At 45.6% G+C, this 20,477-nt stretch carries 15 protein-coding genes, 1 tRNA gene and 1 pseudogene; 8 read left to right on the forward strand and 9 right to left on the reverse strand.

Features of this window, described 5'->3' with window-relative positions; translation table 11 throughout:
- Positions 1-149 precede the first annotated feature (149 nt).
- Together EIZ48_RS18560 and EIZ48_RS18565 are read left to right on the forward strand one after the other, a co-directional pair.
- A pseudogene (locus tag EIZ48_RS18560) lies at positions 150-356 on the forward strand (SAM-dependent methyltransferase); the annotation flags it as partial.
- Between the two features lie 119 nt (positions 357-475).
- Positions 476-1,306, forward strand: coding sequence for a substrate-binding periplasmic protein (locus tag EIZ48_RS18565; RefSeq protein WP_160654559.1), 831 nt, complete (start codon positions 476-478; stop codon positions 1,304-1,306).
- Positions 1,307-1,367: 61 nt separating this feature from the next.
- On the opposite strand, the gene EIZ48_RS18570 is transcribed toward EIZ48_RS18565, so the two are convergent.
- Both EIZ48_RS18570 and EIZ48_RS18575 read right to left on the reverse strand, forming a co-directional pair.
- Positions 1,368-1,763, reverse strand: a complete 396-nt coding sequence (locus tag EIZ48_RS18570) for a VF530 family DNA-binding protein (protein WP_160654562.1) — start codon at positions 1,761-1,763, stop codon at positions 1,368-1,370.
- 160 nt (positions 1,764-1,923) lie between these two features.
- Positions 1,924-2,115, reverse strand: a complete 192-nt coding sequence (locus tag EIZ48_RS18575) for a hypothetical protein (protein ID WP_160654565.1) — start codon at positions 2,113-2,115, stop codon at positions 1,924-1,926.
- A 360-nt stretch (positions 2,116-2,475) separates the two neighbouring features.
- On the opposite strand from EIZ48_RS18575, the gene EIZ48_RS18580 reads away from it, so the two are divergent.
- Positions 2,476-3,789, forward strand: a complete 1,314-nt coding sequence (locus EIZ48_RS18580) for a ferredoxin reductase family protein (protein ID WP_160654568.1) — start codon at positions 2,476-2,478, stop codon at positions 3,787-3,789.
- Between the two features lie 60 nt (positions 3,790-3,849).
- Here EIZ48_RS18580 and EIZ48_RS18585 read toward each other — a convergent pair whose 3' ends face one another.
- The 3 genes from EIZ48_RS18585 to EIZ48_RS18595 all read right to left on the reverse strand — a co-directional run bounded on the left by EIZ48_RS18585 (position 3,850) and on the right by EIZ48_RS18595 (position 8,472).
- Positions 3,850-4,215, reverse strand: a complete 366-nt coding sequence (locus tag EIZ48_RS18585; protein WP_160654571.1) for a hypothetical protein — start codon at positions 4,213-4,215, stop codon at positions 3,850-3,852.
- 134 nt (positions 4,216-4,349) lie between these two features.
- Positions 4,350-5,768, reverse strand: coding sequence for an MBOAT family O-acyltransferase (locus EIZ48_RS18590; protein WP_160654574.1), 1,419 nt, complete (start codon positions 5,766-5,768; stop codon positions 4,350-4,352).
- Position 5,769: 1 nt separating this feature from the next.
- Positions 5,770-8,472 carry an AMP-binding protein gene (locus tag EIZ48_RS18595; RefSeq protein ID WP_160654577.1) on the reverse strand — a complete coding sequence of 901 codons (2,703 nt, stop codon included), beginning with the start codon at positions 8,470-8,472 and terminating at the stop codon, positions 5,770-5,772.
- 253 nt (positions 8,473-8,725) lie between these two features.
- Here EIZ48_RS18595 and EIZ48_RS18600 point away from each other — a divergent pair, with 253 nt between their 5' ends.
- On the forward strand, positions 8,726-9,013 hold the full coding sequence (locus tag EIZ48_RS18600) for a hypothetical protein (RefSeq protein WP_075762073.1): 288 nt from the start codon (positions 8,726-8,728) through the stop codon (positions 9,011-9,013).
- A gap of 45 nt (positions 9,014-9,058) precedes the next feature.
- Here the strand turns inward: EIZ48_RS18600 and EIZ48_RS18605 are convergent, their stop codons facing one another.
- A complete protein-coding gene (locus EIZ48_RS18605) occupies positions 9,059-11,059 on the reverse strand; it encodes a bifunctional metallophosphatase/5'-nucleotidase (protein WP_160654580.1) in 2,001 nt (666 codons plus the stop codon).
- Between the two features lie 570 nt (positions 11,060-11,629).
- On the opposite strand from EIZ48_RS18605, the gene EIZ48_RS18610 reads away from it, so the two are divergent.
- The gene (locus EIZ48_RS18610) at positions 11,630-14,278 is read left to right on the forward strand and encodes a TIM-barrel domain-containing protein (RefSeq protein WP_160654584.1); all 2,649 of its coding nucleotides are present in this window, start codon (positions 11,630-11,632) and stop codon (positions 14,276-14,278) included.
- Positions 14,279-14,385: 107 nt separating this feature from the next.
- On the opposite strand, the gene EIZ48_RS18615 is transcribed toward EIZ48_RS18610, so the two are convergent.
- From EIZ48_RS18615 to EIZ48_RS18625, 3 genes are all read right to left on the reverse strand, one after another.
- Positions 14,386-15,876: an alanine/glycine:cation symporter family protein gene (locus EIZ48_RS18615; protein WP_160654587.1), complete on the reverse strand. Its 1,491-nt coding sequence runs from the start codon at positions 15,874-15,876 to the stop codon at positions 14,386-14,388.
- A 657-nt stretch (positions 15,877-16,533) separates the two neighbouring features.
- Positions 16,534-16,719: a hypothetical protein gene (locus EIZ48_RS18620; RefSeq protein ID WP_160654590.1), complete on the reverse strand. Its 186-nt coding sequence runs from the start codon at positions 16,717-16,719 to the stop codon at positions 16,534-16,536.
- Between the two features lie 219 nt (positions 16,720-16,938).
- Positions 16,939-17,015, reverse strand: a tRNA-Pro gene (locus EIZ48_RS18625).
- 814 nt (positions 17,016-17,829) lie between these two features.
- Between EIZ48_RS18625 and EIZ48_RS18630 the strand changes: the two genes are divergently transcribed.
- The 3 genes from EIZ48_RS18630 to EIZ48_RS18640 all read left to right on the forward strand — a co-directional run bounded on the left by EIZ48_RS18630 (position 17,830) and on the right by EIZ48_RS18640 (position 20,420).
- The gene (locus tag EIZ48_RS18630) at positions 17,830-18,132 is read left to right on the forward strand and encodes a hypothetical protein (RefSeq protein WP_075762069.1); all 303 of its coding nucleotides are present in this window, start codon (positions 17,830-17,832) and stop codon (positions 18,130-18,132) included.
- 561 nt (positions 18,133-18,693) lie between these two features.
- Positions 18,694-19,551, forward strand: a complete 858-nt coding sequence (locus EIZ48_RS18635; RefSeq protein ID WP_160654593.1) for an ATP-binding cassette domain-containing protein — start codon at positions 18,694-18,696, stop codon at positions 19,549-19,551.
- Positions 19,548-20,420: an ABC transporter gene (locus EIZ48_RS18640; protein WP_160654597.1), complete on the forward strand. Its 873-nt coding sequence runs from the start codon at positions 19,548-19,550 to the stop codon at positions 20,418-20,420. Before EIZ48_RS18635 ends, EIZ48_RS18640 begins: the two co-directional genes overlap by 4 nt.
- Positions 20,421-20,477 lie beyond the last annotated feature (57 nt).

The following is a 20,477-nucleotide window of genomic DNA, read 5'->3' on the forward strand; positions in this document are numbered from 1 at the left end:
TAATCTGAAAGCCTTCCCAGAAGGAAGATAGGAAAGTATTATTCGACATGAAAACGGTAGTTTGTGTAGGTTTTTGTTTGGCGACTAAACCATATCACTTACTACCGTTTTTGTTTTCAGTTCCCGCTAATCTGCGAAGAACCAAAAATAAGCGATTGAATGAGTCCAAAGCGCGTATTTTGGAGTGGTGGCAAACTGCCTGGCAGAGCGAGCAGGAGCAAACCCGCTTTTTTGATGAAGCGGTTATGTCACTACCAAACCTACCTCCACAATGTCGAAATTTTGAGGATGTTTTTGAAGCAATGGGTTTACAGGTAAAGGGAGTTAAGAGCCGGTTACTTGTCAGGGAGTGGTAGGTTGAAAAGGTTAAAGCAACCAATAACATCTGATATAGGAAATGCCACACAACCCTCCCACTTCCCGAGCAGGTGTTAAACTTCATAATACTTTCAGTTTATCCTGCCGGGAGTCTGTAATGTTGGCTACAGTGCAACGAATAACTACTTCAATATTAGTTACATTCAGGAAAGCTCGTAACTATATCAAGCTATTAGCGATTTCAATCTCGATAGTGTTTGGTCCACAATCACTTGCCGCAAAGCCTCCACTTTCCGTGGCAATTTCAGTCGATATGCCTCCCTATGTCATTAACCAGGCGATAAGCGGCTTGCAGGTCGATATCATCAAGCTGGCACTGGGTGGCTATGATGTTCGTTTTATGCAGATGCCGTTTGGTGAGATCCAGACTGCGGTTCAGAAAGGGATTGCAGACGTTGGTGTTGGTGTTCTGGAGGATGATAGCGGGGTATTCTACTCGGATCATTTCATTACTTTTGCCAATGTTGCCGTGAGTAAAAAGGCCAGTAGCAAAAAGATTGAACAGGTGGCTGACTTGAAGGGGCACCTAGTGTTGACCTGGCAGAATGCCTACTTGGAGTTAGGCGATGCTTTCGAGCAACTGTATTCACCCCAGTCGCCGGAGCGGGAGAATTATATCGAGGTTGCCGATCAGGCAGATCAGGTCCGAATTTTCTGGCAGGGCAATAACCGTATCGCAGTGATTGATAGGAGTATATTTACCTACTTCACCAAAGCGCTGGGGTACGCAGCGGATGATGTGACGTTTCATTATGTGTTCCCGTCCGTAACGAGCTTTCAGGCCAGTTTTAAGGAAGCCAAGATACGTGATAGCTTCAACCAGGCATTAGGCAAACTGTGTCAAAGCGGAGAGTATAATAAACTGCTGACTCGTTATGACGTGAAGCTGAAAAGTACGGTGTGTGAGAACGAACGCTCTAGTGAGTAAGCACGAGGCAAGAAGGTTCGAGCAGGTACTCAAGGCCGAACCTTCAGAATGTCTTTTCTATCTATCGGCGTCGAGGGTGCTTGCGTGACGATCTGGCTTTATAGGCAGATGCCGCCTTTGCCTGAGAAAGTAAAATGGATTCGACAGTCAGCTCCATAGGTTCTCTTGGCACAATACCGACGGGAAAAGTACGCTTGCGAGGTGGTAGTTCACGCTCTTCTGCGGTTGGCTTAGGCATTCGCTTGAAACGGGATAAATAAAACGCTTCTAATTTTTCACGTGCCCATTCTGTTTTACGAAGAAATTTCAGGCTGCCAGCAATGGTCGGGTTGGTATGGAAACAGTTAAAACGCATTGCTGTGTCGAGGATCTCCCAGCCGTAATGACCGACAAGCTCGGTCAGTAACGTTTCTAGTTTAAGGCCGTGGAGCGGGTTGTTTTGCTGTTCTTCTAGCATTGCTGTTCCTATGACAGATGTATATGGCGGGATCGGCGCACATTATACTGTTTACTAATGCTAAATAGATAGTGTTGTTTGTGGCGAGCTAAATGCGCGAGCGCTTGAATGGCCTTTTGGTTAGGCCATTCAATGCAATGAAGAATAAAGGCTACTCATATTATTTATACGTCGCCTCAAGTTGTTGCTGTGCAATTTCAAGTTGAGTCAATAGCATTGAAGCATCGCTGATTCTGTTGTTGCTGATCGCTTTGCGAATTCTGTTCTGGTAACTCTTAACCCGGCTAATACACTGCTGACGCGAAAACGCGTCTCGTAGTCCGCTTGCTTGATCCATTAGTACTTGAGCCATAACCACCTCGCTGAGTAACGTTGAAAAATGCATAGTGCTAACTGTTAATGGTGATAGTTAATCACTTTTTGAGGCGCCGAATTTCAGGGAAATGTCAAAACTGACTGTTTTCAATGTAAAGAAATGTATTTTGCAATTGCATACTGATGCATTTCTGAAGTAATGATTACGAGTGGTTACAAGGAAGAATGCCGTTCGTCTTAGAGAAATATAGCCATGCATTGAGGGTGGTTATGTAAATTGACGTAAACTAATTTGAAGCTAAGTAAAGTCGCTTATATAGCTGCAGGAAGTGGGTATTATGTATTTCATAGATACTGGCAATAATTGATTTCCACCTTCCTACTAGAAGCTACCGCTATGTTGAAATTTACACTGATACTTGTACTGCTTTGGTCTCCGGCCTTGTTGATGGGCTATGAAGAAATGGGAGACATCTTTTTTTGGCGCCACCAGTTAACAATGCTGTCGGGCATGATTGGGCTCGGTTATATGAGCTTTGCCGTACTGATTGCGGCAAGGTTTGATTGGGTTGAACGTCGGTTGAATGGGTTAGATAAAGGTTATGCGTTGCATAAAAAGTTGGGTATAGGTGCGACGGTAGCTTTAGTGTTGCACTGGCTTTGTGTCCAAAGTGCCAAGTGGCTTGTACAAGCAGGACTGCTGGCAAGGCCCGGAAGAGGCAGACCTGAAATCGACGGGGTGAACTGGCACCATATCGCCAGTGAAATAGGAGAAATCGCGTTCTATGTCTTCTTGCTCTTTAGTCTTATCAGCCTGGTTCAGGCTATTAGTTATAAACGGTTTAAATTTACCCATAAAATAGGTGGCTTGCTGGTCATCGCAGGCGTTATTCATACCGCTTTGCTGCTTGACTGGAATAGCCAGTCGATAGCGATGAATATCGCTATTGCCGGGGTTGCCGTTGTTGGTGTTTGGTGTAGCTATTTATCGTTAACCGGAAAGATTGGCGCGAGTAATAAATCACCTGGAGAGGTGGAGTCAGTTGAGCGATTTAATAATGATACGGAAAGCCCTGGCGTCATTCGGCTGGCAATTAAATTAGATTCATCCATTGAGTATCAAGAAGGTCAATTTGCTTATTTGAACTTTCATGATGGTGAAGCGCCGCATCCATTCTCAATTCTTAATTACAATGAGGAAACCCAACTCATTGAGTTTGGTATTAAAGACTTAGGCGATTATACCCATCAAATGGTCAATCAATTAACTGTGGGCCAAAAGGTGACGGTTGAAGGGGGGTATGGGTGTTTTCAGATACCGGAGAAAGCAATGCAAGTTTGGATTGGAGCCGGTATAGGCATTGTTCCGTTTATTTCCAGACTGTATTGGCTGGCACGAAAAGCTAATCAGGAAAATAGTCAGTATAAAAAAATTCATCTTTTCTACTGTGTCAATTCGAGAAAGGAAGCGTTCTTTGAAAAAGAGATTCTCTTAATTTTAAGAGGCTTAGATTTCATTGAGCTTGAAGTGCTTGATGCTGATAAAGGAGAGTTCCTTAGTGTAGAGGCTATCCTGGACAGAACGAATAGCAATACGTTTGATGTTAGCTTTTGTGGGCCCACGGCATTTGGTGAGAGATTGAGTACGGGGTTAGCTGTCGCAGGGATTGGACCCGAGCACTTTCATTCCGAGATCTTTAAAATGCGCTAACGTGTGTTGTGGGTATATACCCAAACCGTCTTAAGGCGGTTTGGGTTTTCTGGCATTGGCTTACGCAGAAGGCATCAGCAGCTGGCCAAGATAGCGAACAACATGGGCTGCATCTTGAGCGGCGCTGTTTACCTTGGCAATGATCGCCTGGGCACGCTCATCATCGTCTTTCAGGCTCGCCTTTACTTTCTCGTTCATGGCTTCGGCCATTTCTAGCTTCTGCTTGCAGTCTTGAAATAGTGCTGAAAGGAAGGTTAGTTCTACTTCGCCGCCCTCGGCAAACACCTTAGCCGCAATGCTATAGACAGTGTGAAACTTCGTCGCCATGTCTTTCTTGTTTTCCTGGCCTTCTTTTGCCCAGTCTGCCGCCCAACCTTTGAAGATAACTGCGATTTGTGGGTTCGGAGCGATGTTTACTTGTTGCATTGGGTGTATGTCCTTGGGGATTGGAAGAAAGGGAATAGTAAATGAGTGAAAGGGGAGTTTAAAGCCATAACATTTACTCACGTGCCCGGCTGGACAAAAAGTAAACGTTTATGGCTTTGGCTGGCAATTGCTATTTAAAACTGGAAATAAATAAAGGCAGCCTGATCGGAGCCAAGAGCCGCCATCAGGTAAATGAACACTACGGTGACAGCGGCATAGCCGTATTCCGGGATCCGGACGGCAGATTTCATTAGCTGATCACGCCAGCGAATTGGCGTGAAGTGAAGTAAAGCTGCTAACAGAAGGGCTACGCCCGCAACAGGAGCTATTGGCATGCCCGTACTTGTGGCACTGACGATTGTCTGAAGATAGTGCCAGCTGGCTTCAAGATCATCGGCTCTGAACAACAGACGGGTCAGGGTGATGATGGTGAAAATTTGTAGGATCCGAATAACCAGCGACACACCACGAAATACAACGGGAGGCAGGCCTTGTTGTGCTCTCATGCGGCTGCGATAGTGTTCGATGCCGACAAGGCTGCCGTGGATCAGCCCATATATGACGAAGTTCCAACCTGCGCCATGCCAGATCCCGATGGCGACAAACACAATCAGTAAGTTGAAATAGATATTGCTCCAGCGCCAGTTTTTGATGGCTTCGTACAAGTAATCTCGAAAGAACGAGGACATGGTGATGTGCCAGCGTTGCCAGAAATTGGCCACACTGGTTGCCATGTAGGGGCGATTGAAGTTGATGGGTAGTTTGAAGCCCATCATTTTAGCTACCCCGATGGCAATATCGGTATAACCGCTGAGATCCATATAGACCTGAAAACTGTAGGCAAACAGTGCTATGACAAGAAAGAGTGAGGAAAAGCCTGATGGATTGCCAAAGGCCGGATCCACGATGTGCAGTGCGAGTATGTCGGCAATCATTATTTTCTTGATAAGCCCACGGATGATCAGGGTTAACCCTTCCATCATATCCTGGCCACACAGCTTTTGGCTCGATTCAAGCTGGGGCATAAAGTAGGAGGCCCGGACGATAGGGCCTGAGAGCAGCTGCGGGAAGAACGCCATAAACAGGGCGAAATCTTTGAGGGAACTGGGTTTTGCTAATCGCTGCTGATAGAGATCAAGTGGATAGGTTATAGCCTGGAACGTCATGAATGAGATGCCAATCGGCAAGATAACGTCGACAAACGGACTTCGACCGGATAGCCCGAAAAGCTGAAGAAAATCGTACAGGGATTCGATGAAAAAGTTGCTGTACTTGAAGTAGAACAGAATCAGCAGGCTACTGCTAATGGCACCCGCCAGCGCGACTTTCTTAATCATTTTTTGCTGGTGGTGCATAATCATATGCCCAGCTAGATAGTTGATCCCGGTAAGGAGCAATAGCAGAGCTGAAAAACGCCAGTCAAACGTCATGTAGAAGTAACAGCTGATGATGAGCAGAAAGCTTTTTTTGTGCTCGTTCTGGCGCTGCAGTGCCGCGCAGCCGATCAGTGCAAAGAGCGCAAAAATGAAATAGGACAGGGAGGTAATTGCCATATTAACGCTCCACCAACTGGCTTGCTAATTTGTCATTCAGTGTCTTCGCCACATACTGTTCACCCTTGTAGGTAAAATGCCCGCCATCAACAAAATACTGACTGCCTCCGGGCATCAATTCTGCGAGATCGACAAAGGGTGTATTGTATTGCCGGGCAACGGATCGGATTTGATCGTTATAGATCTCCCCGACGCGGATAATGCCATTCAGGTCCAGGCAGTGATAATAATACAACGAGGTCGCGGCCAGGCTTTCCTGTTGCTCTTTGGCAACGTTGATATAGGAGCGGGCAACCGTAACCAGAACAGGCTTGATCCCTTGCGCGATGATGCTTTTAACAAGGGACTCTATTCTGTTGCGATAATCAGTGGGGTTGATGGTTTCCGGATCGAGTGAGCTAACGCTGGTGGCCTTCGGCGTTCTGAGAAAGATGGTGTTCTTCTGGATCATGTCTTTGCTCATCAGCCAATTAGGTAGTGTCGGGTAGCCCAGCGGCTGTAATACGTTCGGTGACTGAGCCAATTGGTTACTGTTGTTTGCCCCTTTTTTGGGGCACAGCATCGTTATATCGTTAAACCCCGGGTAGATAATAATTGCCGAGGGCGATAGCTTGTAGACAATGTTTTCAGTAATCAGGTGGGTTTCGCTTAGTGAACTGCCTTCTATCCCGGCATTGATAATATTCACCGGGCGATGCTGGTATTTATCTTTAATTGCGCTTGCCAGTAGTTGAGAGAAAGTCTGTTCATTGGATTTGGCATAGATGCCAGCAACCGTTGAGGCACCGACAACGGCATAACGGATTTCGTCAGGCAGGCGCTCCGGGGGGATTTCGGGGCTACGTAAACCATATGAGTTAATAACCATGCGGTCTTGTTGTGTGTTTGTATCTTTGATGACGAGGTTCGGGCGGTAGGTACGCGTATGAAGTTTGTCGTCGACCACAATGGCACTGTTATCTGTTAATAACGATAGGACGTTGCGTCCGGTTTTAATATAGGTGCGGATATGCAGAAAGATCTCGCCGAACAACAGGATACCGATGATGAAACAGATCGTCAGCCAGGCTCGGGGCTGGCGCTGTTCTGCTATCGGTGTTGTCTGGAGTGGAGATTGGCCGATCTCACGAAAATCTTCCAGCTCACTGACGGTCATAGCTTCCCAGTTGTCGGGAAGGTGCCCTAGATATCTTTCAATTGCGACAGATACCGCAACGTAGCACAGTGAGTCACCGCCCAGGCTTAGGAAGCTATCACCTTCCCGGATGTCATCGTTACCGAGGATGTCACTATACGCCTGATAGAGATTGTCATAATGCTTGTTGTTGCCTGTGGCTGGTTCAATAAGGGATGTTAGTGAGCGATTGTCGACTTTACCTGAAGGGAGAAGTGGATATTCGTCCATCTCTTTGACAATGAAAGCGTTCGTGCCAAGTTGATAGCGGTTGGTCAGCACATTGATGATTGCCGAGCTGGAATGCTTCTGTAACGTCGCGATCAGCAGTGCTGAGTCATTGCCGACAACGACGGTAGAGAAGCCTGACTTTTGCAGGAAGAGCTCAACCTCGTCAAGACTGATACGCAAGCCGTAAAGCTTACAGAATCGGTTCATTCGACCAACAATACGGTAAAGACCTGCAGCATTTCGGCAAGCCAGATCACCTGTTCGCAATAGCTCAAGCTCGTTGCCTTTGGTTAAATCGCAAGGGCTGGTGGCATAACCCATCATGACATTGGGGCCTTGATAGACCAACTCTCCGCTTTGCTCGGGGCCGTGAATTTCCTTTTCTTGCTCATCGATAAGTGAAAAGTGCCCGCCCGGTATGGCTATGCCGATACAGTCCCGGTTTTGCTTAAGCTCATGAGGCGGCACATAGGCCATGCGTGGTGAAGCTTCAGTCTGGCCATACATCACAATCAGGCGTTTGCGTTGCTGCTCGCCCCAGCCGAGATATTGAGTGATGATATTTGTTGAAAGCCGTCCTCCCGCCTGGGCGATATATTGCAGTGATGGAAATTGTTTGTCTCTGAACCGGATTCTCTCCAGTAACTCGAATGTATAGGGGACGCCATAAAGGCTGGTTGCTTGTTCTTCATGGAAGAACGCCCAGAATTCCGGTTCGGAAACAGAACGTTCTGTTAACAATAAAGTAGCGCCAACAGCAAGGTGAGAGTTAATAACAGACATACCGAATGAGTAATGAAAAGGCAGTGTGGTAATGGTTGTCTGTCTGGTGTCCAGCTCTAGGTATTGGGCTATCGAACGGGCATTCGCTTCTATGTTTTCTTGTGAAAGTCGAACCAGCTTGGCACTGCCGGTGGTACCGGATGTCGATAACAGGACGCATAGATCAGGGTGAAGCTGCGCTTGCTTGTACTTAGGGTTTTTCTCAAGTGTCCAGCTACCAATAGGAGTTTGTCGGTAGACGGCAAATGGATTGAAGGTGTCGAGTATGTTGGTGTCTTTTTCTGTCGAGCCAGCGGCAACCAATATGACCGGGTGGCGTGCCCGTAATGCGCCTAGATAGGCGATTAATGGGTGTAACTCATTCAGCGTTTCGACGATGAGCAATTGTCGGTGTGAACCTAAGCTGTCAGCGAAGGCATCAACCTGGTCGGCCAGTTCGCCATAACTCAGTGTTAAGCCTGTGTCTGTGACGATAGCGGGAAGATCGCCATAGTGCCTTAACGTATCTACGAACAAATTGCGTCCTTTCACTGCTGAGTAGCATTAATTTGTCATAGCCTAAGCATAGGACAAGATGCTAATAATTCACGGTAAAAAGGGAATCGGCCAATATGCTGCCATTACGTAAGGGGTGAAATAGCATTAACCTGATGCAATAGTAGTATTTTTTTGACCTAGGTTTGATTTAGGTATGGTTTTACTTAATCTTTTTTGCAAGCTACCCTGTAACGGACTACTGTTATTATAACCAGTGTGTTTGGAGGTGCTTATGATTGAAGTTAACTTCGAACTGGCAAAACATGCCTATGGCAAGGTTTTAAAGTATCCATATGGCGGAGAGTTAGCGCCGTATGAATATATGTCGTTAAGGGTATTTCGCTGGGATTTAGGTCGTGCCGGGATGCCTATCGACAGGGCGTTTGATTTACGCCTGATTGCTGCCGGATACCGCACTATCGCGACTAAGCCAGCAAGGGCCCACCGTCCACTACCGCCTTGTGTACTCGAAAAAATGAGTGAGAGCTGGAAAAGAGATCATGGTTATTGCAAGACTTGAAATAAAAAGGGCTTTCGAACAGAAAGCCCTTGGGAAGTTAGCGTCTTACTTGATGCGCTTGAAAGTCACGACTTGATAGTCGAGCGGTGTAAGCGCCGGCCGCTCATTGGCAATGAAGTCGATAACTGACTGGGCGTCGGTATTACAACGGACGTTATCTGCCTTGCAGTCCGGTCCCTGGGTCTTGTAGCGAACTTTATATTTTCCACCAACGTCCTCGATATTCTTCACTGTAAAGCCTGTTAGCTTGCCGTCGACATAGGCAAGATCAACGCGGCCTGAGCTGTTTTTCTGTGCCTTGAATAGCGGTGTCCAGCCGTCATTACCTGCTGCGTTGTAGTTGTTGATTGCAACGTTGTAGGTTTTGTTGTCATCAAGTGCTGTCCAGGTTGGGTTTTCAGCTGGTCCCGTCATTACTTCAACATAATCCAGCTTACCAGCCTGGTTAGCGATGGTTTCTGAGTATTGATAGCGAATATGGCCGCCGTACGGGAACTTGCCGGCATGTGAACCTTCAGGCAAGGTAGCGGAAATAGCGCCTTCGATGAGAGCTTTGATATCAGCCCCCTTCACCGGCAGCACTGACATGAAGTTTGAGAATGGTAGCATTTCGAGTGAGACGTTGCCTTCACGGTATTCACCAGCTTCGATATTGGTACGGATACCACCAGCCCCGATGAGGGCAAAGTCGACTCTCATCCCGGTGACTTGCTGAACTTCTGCGGTATTCGCCCAGTAGTACTGCCCTTCGGCAATAATTGCAGCAACATCCGAGCCGTGTTTGTCTGTTCCACGATCACCCGGGCGGCGCTCGTGGGTAATTTCTTCAGTAACCTGAGCAATCACGTTTCCGTACGCCTGGTCGACGGCTGGCTTGTACTTGCTGTCTATCAGACCACGCATCGCCGGTTCTTCCTCGGTGATGGTGATATTGTCTTCGTCATCGATGAAATCAACCACTTTGGCTGTATCAGCCTTATTGAACTGGCTTTCCGTTTCTCGGGTCGGGGAGTGGAAGTATTCGTCATTGCTCAGTAGGGTATTGAGACCGTTACAGGCTGTTACTTCGCCATTGGTATCGAAACTAACAGCAAGTCGGCCAATTGCCTGCGCATATTGGCCGGCCTGAACCACACAGGTTTGGCTCTGGCCATTGGGGTTTTGTACCATCTGCGCATAGACACCATTGTGGTCATGGCCGAGATTGGTGAAATCGCCAAGGAGTGTGTGCGAGTGACCGCCGACAATTAGATCGATACCGTTTACTTTCGATGCGATCTCCAGATCAACGGCATTACCAATGTGGGTGAGGGCAACAATGTTATTGACTCCCTTTTCTTTAAGCATATCGACAGTGGCCTGAGAGGATTCAACCATGTCATGGAATATCACCTTACCGGTATTCGGTGCCAGGTTAGGCATGTCGTCAAGGGCGATACCGAATACTGCAACCAGGTCTTTATCCCGAGGCAGATTATCCAGATCATTGATCACTGCTTTGCTGTTTCCGTCGAAAGCGAAGACAACAAAAGGTTTAAGGTTTGTTTGATCTTTTAGATCGGCATCGTGGCTGGTATCGATATTAGCGGCAACAACCGGGAAGTTGATATCACTGATGAACTGGTTGAGCTTGGCATTGTTCAGGTCGAACTCGTGGTTGCCCAGTGCCATAGCATCCAGGCCCATTTTGCTTAGAAGCTCGGCATTCATAGCCCCTTCGTTGAGCTTGAAATAGGCACTACCTTGCCATGCATCGCCGCCGTGCAGGAATAGAAAACTGTTGTCTTGTTGTTTGGCAGCCTGTTTGTATTCTTCAGCCATCGTCTGCAGGCGAGGGAAGCCACCAAACTCGTTATAAACCAGTGTTTCGTCGGCTTTGAAGCTGGATTTAACCGGATCGAAATTTGAATGCGTGTCGTTGATATGGGCAACGGTCAGCGTGAAGGCATTGTCCGGTTGGTTAGATTCTGATTGGTTCGTGGTTTGTGCACAGCCGGTCAGTGCCAGCGTGACAGATAATGCGACGAGAGGCTTAGAAAAGGTCATATAACTACCTAAAAAGTAAAACTCAGATAAAAAAATGCCCCGCAAATGGCGAGGCGGGCGCAATATAGCCAAGATTATTAGTATGAGCAATGACGAAATACATACAGTTGCATTATGAATAAGGCGAAGGTTATGACAACGTTTGCGTAGCTAACTGATAATTAATAGGTTGTCGGAAGAAAAGCCATCAACGGGCAGCAAACTTAATAAAACTCTGCTGATTTAACTGTCGGGAATTTAACCGCCTTGCTGAGTGGTTATTGCTCGTTAGTTCTGTGCGAGGATTTTGCTTGCGATGGAAATGGAGCCAAAAAGAAGTATGCCAAGGGTGGCTTTATACTAAACCATAACCATCATCACATTCTGTGACTGCGGTTTACTTTTGATTGCACATTTAGTGACGTAGCCAGTACAAATAAATTATTGATAACAATCACTTTTCAGCAGTTTTCCCTCGACGTATATTCCCGTTAATTATATTGAAAATACCATTAGCAAAGAGATCAGCATTATTACTGAAAATATTAATAATGCGTGACTAGCTGTCCGGTACCATTTAAAGGAAGAACCATGACGGGAAAGAAACCATTACAGCATTTGATGTTGGGGATTGCTGTGCCTAGCTTACTGGCAATAAGTTGCTCGGCCTTTGCAGAGGTCGAACATATTCGCTATCAGAACAGCGAAAGCTACCGATTGGAAGCCGCCCAGATATTCAGAATGCGCAAAGCAATTCCTGAGGTGAACCTGCGCAAAGCTCTGAAGCCGATGATTGGTAAGACATATTATAGTCAGCAAGCCTTTCTTTTATCGCTCACTGAGAAACTCGGTGATGATGTTGTCGCACAGCATCAAACGAGAATTCTCGATAAGGCCCGCCAACCGGTACGTGATTTAGCTATCGATGTGCTTGATGATGATGTTCTTCATATCGCCTTTAAAGCGCAGTCTAAAGATCAGGCGCTACCTTCCACCGAGTTAATTAAGCTTGATGAATTTAGCGGACCGTCGGCACTAAACCGTATCCAAGGTGGTTTTGAAACGGCCAATTTGAAGGTAGGTGTTGATCCGCAAACCCTCTGCATGACGGTTACATCGAAAGCAAAAGGCCTGCTTAGCGAGATTTGTCCTGAGAAGAGCAATAGCTTTACCCTCAATTCAGAAGGTGATTATCAGCTAAACGGGCTGGGACAGGAATTTCATGATCCTGGTGAGCTTAATGCTAACTGGCTTGGGTTTAAGCGCCAGGGCGGCAATAAGATGGAAGGCTACCAGGGCGGTGGTACTGGTAACACCCAGTTTCCTGTGTTGTATGCATTGAACTCCAAGCAGCAGAATTACGCGTTGTACCTGGATACGGTGTACTCAGCGAGCTGGGATTTCACCAAAGCACCTTGGAAAGTATCACAGCTTGAAGGTGAGCCGAGCTTTTTGTTCATGGCTGGTGATGATTTGCCTGATCTCAGACAGCAATATATGGCGTTGGTGGGGAACCCGCTTGTACCGCCGCGTAAGCTGTTTGGGATGTGGCTGTCGGAATATGGTTTTGATAACTGGCAGGAGCTTGATGATAAATTAAGTACGCTAAAGCAGCAGGACTTTCCTATCGACGGTGTGGTCATGGATCTGCAGTGGTTCGGTAACGTCGAAGCATTTAGCGCAACCAGTCCGATGGGAACGCTGACCTGGGATCTCGAACACTTCCCGGCACCTGAGCAGAAAATTAAGGCCCTCAAAAAGCAGGGCGTTGGCATGATGCTGATAGAAGAGTCCTATGTCAGCGATGGTTTGGAAGAGCATGCAGACCTAGCCGAAAACGGCCACTTAGTGATGGGCCCACAATCCGATAAGCCTATTGACTCCGATCCCAATGGCTACGGTTATTGGTGGGGCAAAGGTGGCATGATCGACTGGACTAATCCAGAAGCGGGTGACCATTGGCACGACTGGAAACGTAAACCACTCATCGAGATGGGCGTGATTGGTCACTGGACTGACTTGGGTGAGCCTGAAATGTATAACCCGCTAAGCGTATATGCTGGTGGGAAAAAACAGAATGATGTCCACAATATTTATAATTACAAGTGGCTGGAAAGTATCTACAACGGCTATCAGCGCAATGAGACTGACGTTCGTCCGTTTATGATGTCGCGCTCAGGGGCGCCTGGTATTCAGCGCTTTGGGGCGACTATGTGGTCGGCGGATATTGGTACCAACCTCGAGAGCCTGGCCACTCAGTTCAGCATGCAGCCAAATATGGTGCTGTCTGGAATCGACTACTACAGTTCAGATATTGGTGGTTTCCACCGCCGTGCGCTCAGTGTTTTGCCTGAAGAGCAGGAAGCGGCTCTGGATGAAACCTATACACAGTGGTTCGCCTATAGTTCTTTGTTTGAGGTGCCTGTTCGCCCGCACACCGAAAACCTATGTAACTGTAAAGAAACGGCGCCGGATCGTGTTGGTGATCTTGCAAGTAACAAGGCCAGCATTAAGCTGCGCTACCAGTTAATTCCGTACCTCTACTCATTAGCTCACCGTGCCAATATTGCCGCAGAGCCGGTTTATCCGTCAATGGATTACTACTTCGGCGGCGATCCTATGGCCAAGAATCTTCCGGCCCAGAAGATGATGGGTAAAGACTTGCTGGGGGCTGCTATTGCGAAAAGAGGTCAAACAGCGACAGATGTCTACTTACCGAGTGGAACCTGGTTTGACTACCGCACTGGTAAACAAGTTGTCAGTAAAGGGGAGTGGTACAAACAGCTTCCTGTTATCGATAATGACGTGCTGAGCTTGCCACTATTCGCTCGCCAAGGTGCTATTATTCCGGTCAATGCACAGCAAGAAATGCCATTAACCAGTGATGTGCCGGTCGTTCTTGGAGCAAGAATTTACGGCAGCAATGGTGAATTTACGCTTTATGAAGATGATGGTGCCACCAATGCATACCTTAAGGGAGAGTTACGTAAAACAACTCTGAAAACAAAAGCGATGACCAATGGTGTTCAGTTGCTGATTTCATCTGAAGGTGAGTATGCAAATGCACCGGCGGCACGCCCGGTACATGTCGAATGGTTTGGTCTGGAAGGCCAGGTGAAGGCAGTGAAACTCAACGGCAAGCCGATGACTGGGTGGAAACAGCTAAAAGGCGGGGTAGTGATAGAAAGCGCTGCGTTGCCGGTAGAGAAGCAATTAACCGTTACGGTAGAGTTTGAGTAATCCTCAGTAACTCCGTCGAACAATAAAAGAAAAAGCCAGCATTTGCTGGCTTTTTGTTATTTCAAGCAGGAGAAAAATTATCTCACTGTATTATTTATTGTGCTGGTTTACTTAGTCGCTGAAGCCGCAACAGGCTCGGTACCTTCTGGGTGCCATGCACCATCCAGCTCGTCTAGCTCAGGGAACTTAGAACGGTCAAATTCAGGTGTCTTACCGGTTTTAAGCTGCTGCTCGTAGTCTTTAATCACTTTGATTGCTAGCTTAGACAGTAGTACCAGAGCAATGATATTGACAAGAGCCATCATGCCCATAGAGGCATCTGCAAGGTTCCATACTACCGGCAGGGAAGCGACAGAGCCGAACATTACCATAGCAAGAACAATCAGACGGAATACAAACAAGCCTTTTTTGGTATTACCGTTAAGGAACATGATGTTTGTTTCTGCATAGGTGTAGTTCGCAATGATAGACGAGAAGCAGAATAGCAGAATAGCTGCTGCCATAAAGTAAGTCGTCCAGCCACCAAGCTCATTGGTTAGCGCTTGTTGTAGTAGACCGATACCTGATGCGGCATCTGGCTGATCCATTACACCTGACAGCATGATCATCGCTGCAGAAGCTGTACAGATCACTAGTGTATCTGCAAATACGCCAAGCATTTGCACAAAGCCCTGAGACGCAGGGTGGTTAGGGTTTGGTGTTGCACTTGCTGCTACGTTAGCAGCAGAACCCATACCGGCTTCGTTTGAGAACAAACCACGTGCAATACCACTCTGCATCGCTTGTGCGATAGTGTATGCCACACCACCTGCCGCAGCTTCCTGCCAGCCAAATGCACTCTTAACAATCAGAGCGACTACTGCAGGAAGTTCAGTAATGTTCATCACAACAATAATCAGAGCGATTGCAAGATAACCAATTGCCATTACCGGCACAATACGAGCTGATGCAGCGGCTACTTTACGTAGGCCACCCATGATGAAGAATGCAGAGGCCGCGACAATGATCACGCCCATTACAGTTTCGTCAAAACCGAAAGAGTGGTTTAGGGCATCTGTAATCGTATTGGCTTGTACAGCGTTGAACACTAGACCAAATGCAATGATCAGGCACACCGAGAAAAGCGAACCCATCCAGCGCATACCCAGGCCTTTTTCCATGTAGTAAGCCGGGCCGCCACGGTATTGACCGTCAACGTCTTTGGTTTTGTAAATCTGAGCCAGTGTTGATTCGATAAATGCAGTCGACATACCGAACAAGGCAATAACCCACATCCAGAAGATAGCGCCTGGGCCACCTACCGTTAGGGCCACAGCGACACCGGCCATGTTACCCGTACCGACACGGGCTGCCATTGAAGTACAAAATACTTGGTACGAGCTGATGCCGTTATCAACATCTTTGCCGCTTTTAAGGACAGCAACAGCGTGCTTGAACTGGCGGATTTGAATGAAGCCTAGCCGTAAAGTGAAGTACACGCCTACTGCAACCAGTAGGTAAATAAGTAGCCAGCCCCATAAAACACCATTAACTTCGCCGATTACAGCCAGTAGGCCATCGTTTAGCGATGTTAACCAAGTTTCGTTAGTTACACTCATAAAATTTTCCTGTATATCAGGCTCAGCCAAGTAAAGCTGGCTGAGCGAACCGGAACGTCCATATATGTGACAGTTCTTGAATACGATTCTGGATTTATATTTTTTGTTGCTCACAAATGCATCAGTATCAGTAACTTGTTGCATTCACAATTGTGAAACATAGAATCGGATGTATTGCCCAAAGAAGGCGCTGCAAGTTAGCACGAAATTCTTTGAATGCAGTGTGATCTTGCTCACGCTTTTCAAATGAGATTTGTGGTCAGTAAGCTTACAGAATACCAGTCTGTAAAAATTATCCATTAAATTCATGTGGTTAGATTTGCGTGGCGATTATAATTATTTGTAATTATGTACACCGTTCAATATCATCAAAAGAGCGATTTAACCTAAATTTAACTTAATTTGTAGAAAATTTAACTGATTTGACGTCGCTGAATTTTAAGAAAAATTAACAACTGTTTGAATCTTGTACGAAAAACACATGGGCAAATCTCCAATTAGGAGCTTTGAGCAATTGAATAGCGAGTTAATAACTATTCTAATGAAGTTTTGAAAGGGAAGAATGAGCAGCTCCCGGGCTGGGAGCTGAACTAAAGAGGGGTAATAAAGCGAGAAAATTAGAAAGGGTGTGTTGTTAGCTTTATATAGGTGTAAATATCAGTGCATGTAAGCAGGCTTTTGCAGGTGTTGGTAATGTTCTTCGGCTGGCTGAAGAACTTGAACACTCTTTATCTCATCAATCTTTGTACACTTGTGACCACAAATACAGATATAGACATCATCTTCAGTGATAAGGAACTCATCAGACTGTCCGCACTTACTACAAGTTGGATTGATTTTCATTATTGTCTCCTCAACGTCTTACCTGGCTATAGTACTTTGATACAGATCAATTGCATATCATATGAAATTGAAAATTGGATTCATCGCAAGTTTTTGACCGTTAGCACATAACTTTCATTTGAAAATCACCCCAGTTTGGTGTTCGTGAAAAAGAGGGGGTAGTTTTCAGCGAGGTGGTTCGAGAGAAGGGTTATTTACAGGAAATAAAAAATGACCCTTTGGTCGGACATACTGGATTCGAACCAGCGACCCCTACTCCCCCAGAGTAGTGCGCTACCAAACTGCGCTAATGTCCGCCAAAAGGCCATTATATTCAGAATCTTACTAACGGCGATAAGGTTAACAACAAAGTCCGTTTAAAGCAAAATCAAAATATTGATCGGTATAACAGAAATAAGAAAAGGGGTGCTGTGGTTACAAGTTCGCCATCTTCCCTCTATTTATTACCTGCTTCCACTGTATATAGGTGATTGCCACTATATGGTCCGCTAGCTGGGTAAACACATAGCTTCCCCTATAGCGAGGTAAAGGAATAGAAGGTGAGGCAGAGGGTGATAAAAAGCTAACATGCCTGTATGAATTCTATGAAACAGTGCTAAATACAAAGTGTCACCTGAGCCAAATGAGGGGGGATTATCTGAAAATTATATTGCGTTATTGACCATTTGGCTCACTGTTGACGAAAGGGAATTGTTACTTTTATTAATAGTAGCTGTTGCTAAATGGCTGCTATTGAACCAAAATATCAATGTCACTCTGAGTAACGACTTCGCGATAGGGCATTTCGCTCGCGGAATTGATGTTTTTGTTTAAAATTGAGTTCACAAGATCGCTTTCTAGAGGTATTATTTGCCTGTTAAACTGTCTTGCGGGCCACATGTGCCGTCAATTTCCATTATAATTAGAGTGTGAATAGATATCGCAATCGTTACTGATGTTAATTGACAGACAGTTGCCGACCTCTACGATTCCTTTGAGGTTGTTTTCTTTTTTGAGCTGAAAGTATCAATTGCCCGGCTATTGCATATAGGCTAAATAAATCTTGTATTGGTTTTCCATACAGAAGCCTGAGTAATAACATGCTGGTATATGATTTAAGAGGTATGTTTCATGGATAGTTTTGCAGCTGCTGAAAAAGCACTGACCGCAATGTTAAAGAACGTTGATTCAACAACGGGTACGATTAAAGAAGAGCGTGTTGATTATCGTCAGATGTTAATTGATTTTGCTGATGAAGTGCCAGGACGCCAGAAAGCCGTTATTAAACGTATTCCACTTCAAAAAATTAATGATCTAATTGCAGTATTGCATGAGTTTAAAGACGAAGCGCGCCAAGTTCGTATGACTGAGATTCTGGCATTGATGGAAAAAGATGGCGTTCATCCAGAAGATTTGGTCGAAAAAGAAGAGTAATGCATAAATAGCATTATATCATTATCAAACTAAACACATAACCGCTCGATATTCGAGTGATGGATAGGTATGACATTCAGGCAGCGCATCATATGTGCTACTGAGTGATAGGATTCTTTTGTCTTAAAAATATAATTGCTTATTAACATAGTGATGCCATGCATTAAGAATCTCTACCTGGTTGGGGAGCATAAACTTTCTTTCGTTTGAATAATGCGATATTTATCATGAATACCATTGCCTTAAACAGAGGTGATCAATAAGCCTTTAGTATTGTTTTCTGAATTTTCAGCTCGAATGAGAAAGCATTGTTAAGCAGTTATTCAGTGTCGAATTTATGTGCCTTGCTTTGAATATGCCAAGTCGGTTCGCCTTGGCTATTGCTTGCCTGTATTCCATTTCTTTAGCTCGTTACCGAGTGAAGCACTATATCCAAGTCATTCTCACTGCAGCCTGTATTTTGAGATAGTTTGGGTATATTCAGTTGGCGCTTATTCTTTCTACTTTTCGTTTGGTATCATTTTCAAACTGAATACAATCAATCTGCAATAGGTAGATCTCGTGGGAATATTGATCAAAGCTGAACGGCTATATAAGTCATATCAGCAGCATCAGGCGCTACATAATGTTAGCTTTGAGCTCCATACTGGCCAGATATTTGGTTTATTGGGGCATAATGGCGCTGGAAAATCGACGTTAATCAAATCGCTGCTAGGGACACAGGCATTTGACGGAAAGTTATCCGTATTCGGTCTCCATCCGCAAAAGGATCGGGTAAAAGTGGTTAATGATCTGGCCTATATTTCTGACGTGGCGGTATTGCCTGATTGGATGACGGTAAAGCAGATCTTGAAATATATGGCGGGTGTTCATCCTTCATTTGAGCGACACATTGCTGAACAGTATTTGAATGACACCGATATTCACTTTTCGGCTAAAATCGCAAGCTTATCCAAGGGAATGAAAGTCCAGTTGCACCTGGCAATCGTGATGGCAACAAATGTCAGAGTTCTAATTCTTGATGAGCCAACGCTCGGCTTGGACTTGATGTACAGAGAAGTATTCTATCGCAGTTTAATGTCGTGGTTCAGGGATGGTGAACGGGCATTGATTATTGCGAGCCATGAAGTTGCGGAAATAGAACATTTGCTTACTGATGTTTTGGTACTGCGAAAAGGAAAAACGGTTCTTCAGGCAAAGGTCGATGAGCTTGAGTCTCGTTTTGCAAAGCTGACTGTTATCCCAGAAACATTGGATGCAGCTTTATCATTGGCTCCACTTTATCACAGGCCGGGAAGCAATAAGCATGAATTGATATTCGAAGCTACCGAACGATCAGAGCTTGAGTCTCTGGGTGAAGTATCGTCTGCAAGCCTGGCAGATATATTTATTGCTACTCAGCAGGAGGTCAGACTGTGAGAGCTCTACTACATCTGCTCGAAAAAGAGTTGATAGAATATCGTATCGTCGTAAAGTTACCGCTTTTTATCGCATTGTTTGCCATATTGAATTTTGCATTGCTAATGAGCGGTGACAACGTTAGTTTCTATATTCAATCTTCGGGAGCCGGGGAGTGGGTGCTAGGGACTGACTCGCTCGGTTTTGCCAGTTATGTCGGCAAACTCAATGAGGTTGTTGCCGGTTGTGTTTATATATTGCTTTTCCTGGTTTATGTTCCCAAAACTTTACGTAAAGAGCGTAATGAAGGCAGCTTAATGTTCTGGCGTGCCGTCCCCGTTTCTGATCATCTGGCCATTGCCGCAAAATTACTGTTTGCGCTTGTGATTATTCCACTCATTACATCCATGCTGCTGCTTTTTTCTGATGTACTTGTTTGGTTACTGGCGAAGCTATGGATGCCTATGGCTACGATGGTGTCTTTTGCGATAACTGTTCCTGACATGCTTTGGCACTGGTTTGGTTTTATCGGCAGGGTAACATTGATGAGCTTGTCTTTATTGCCGATAGCTTGCGTGTTGTTGGTTGTGTCTCAGCTGATATCTTACCCAATGGTTGCGGTTGTGGTGGCGGTAATAGCGATAAAAGTCATGTCCTATTTAGTATTCGGTACGAGTGAAATTGGTGATTTTTTGAGTGATATTTACTCACTGCCTCTGACTATCCTGACCGATGAGAATCCGTTAGATGCCTATCTGAGTTTAGGTATATTGACCCACTTAGCTCTGTTGCTGGTAAGTGCAGGATTATTTCACCTGTGTAGCAAACAGAGATCGACAGATGACAGTGCTTTCAGCATGTTGTTCAGTAGCCTGAGTCGGACGAAATAGACGGGTATAAAAACGGAGAGCAACGCTCTCCGTTTTTGATTACGGTATGTAGAAATG

Source organism: Photobacterium alginatilyticum (genome assembly GCF_009910675.1).
GTDB classification, from domain to species: Bacteria; Pseudomonadota; Gammaproteobacteria; order Enterobacterales; family Vibrionaceae; genus Photobacterium; species Photobacterium alginatilyticum.

Excerpts from the sequence above, each read along its gene's own strand:
- EIZ48_RS18565 (WP_160654559.1), top strand. The coding sequence starts at position 476 with ATGTTGGCTACAGTGCAACGAATAACTACTTCAATATTAGTTACATTC.
- EIZ48_RS18570 (WP_160654562.1), bottom strand. The coding sequence starts at position 1,763 with ATGCTAGAAGAACAGCAAAACAACCCGCTCCACGGCCTTAAACTAGAA.
- EIZ48_RS18575 (WP_160654565.1), bottom strand. The coding sequence starts at position 2,115 with ATGGCTCAAGTACTAATGGATCAAGCAAGCGGACTACGAGACGCGTTT.
- EIZ48_RS18580 (WP_160654568.1), top strand. The coding sequence starts at position 2,476 with ATGTTGAAATTTACACTGATACTTGTACTGCTTTGGTCTCCGGCCTTG.
- EIZ48_RS18585 (WP_160654571.1), bottom strand. The coding sequence starts at position 4,215 with ATGCAACAAGTAAACATCGCTCCGAACCCACAAATCGCAGTTATCTTC.
- EIZ48_RS18590 (WP_160654574.1), bottom strand. The coding sequence starts at position 5,768 with ATGGCAATTACCTCCCTGTCCTATTTCATTTTTGCGCTCTTTGCACTG.
- EIZ48_RS18600 (WP_075762073.1), top strand. The coding sequence starts at position 8,726 with ATGATTGAAGTTAACTTCGAACTGGCAAAACATGCCTATGGCAAGGTT.
- EIZ48_RS18605 (WP_160654580.1), bottom strand. The coding sequence starts at position 11,059 with ATGACCTTTTCTAAGCCTCTCGTCGCATTATCTGTCACGCTGGCACTG.
- EIZ48_RS18610 (WP_160654584.1), top strand. The coding sequence starts at position 11,630 with ATGACGGGAAAGAAACCATTACAGCATTTGATGTTGGGGATTGCTGTG.
- EIZ48_RS18615 (WP_160654587.1), bottom strand. The coding sequence starts at position 15,876 with ATGAGTGTAACTAACGAAACTTGGTTAACATCGCTAAACGATGGCCTA.
- EIZ48_RS18620 (WP_160654590.1), bottom strand. The coding sequence starts at position 16,719 with ATGAAAATCAATCCAACTTGTAGTAAGTGCGGACAGTCTGATGAGTTC.
- EIZ48_RS18630 (WP_075762069.1), top strand. The coding sequence starts at position 17,830 with ATGGATAGTTTTGCAGCTGCTGAAAAAGCACTGACCGCAATGTTAAAG.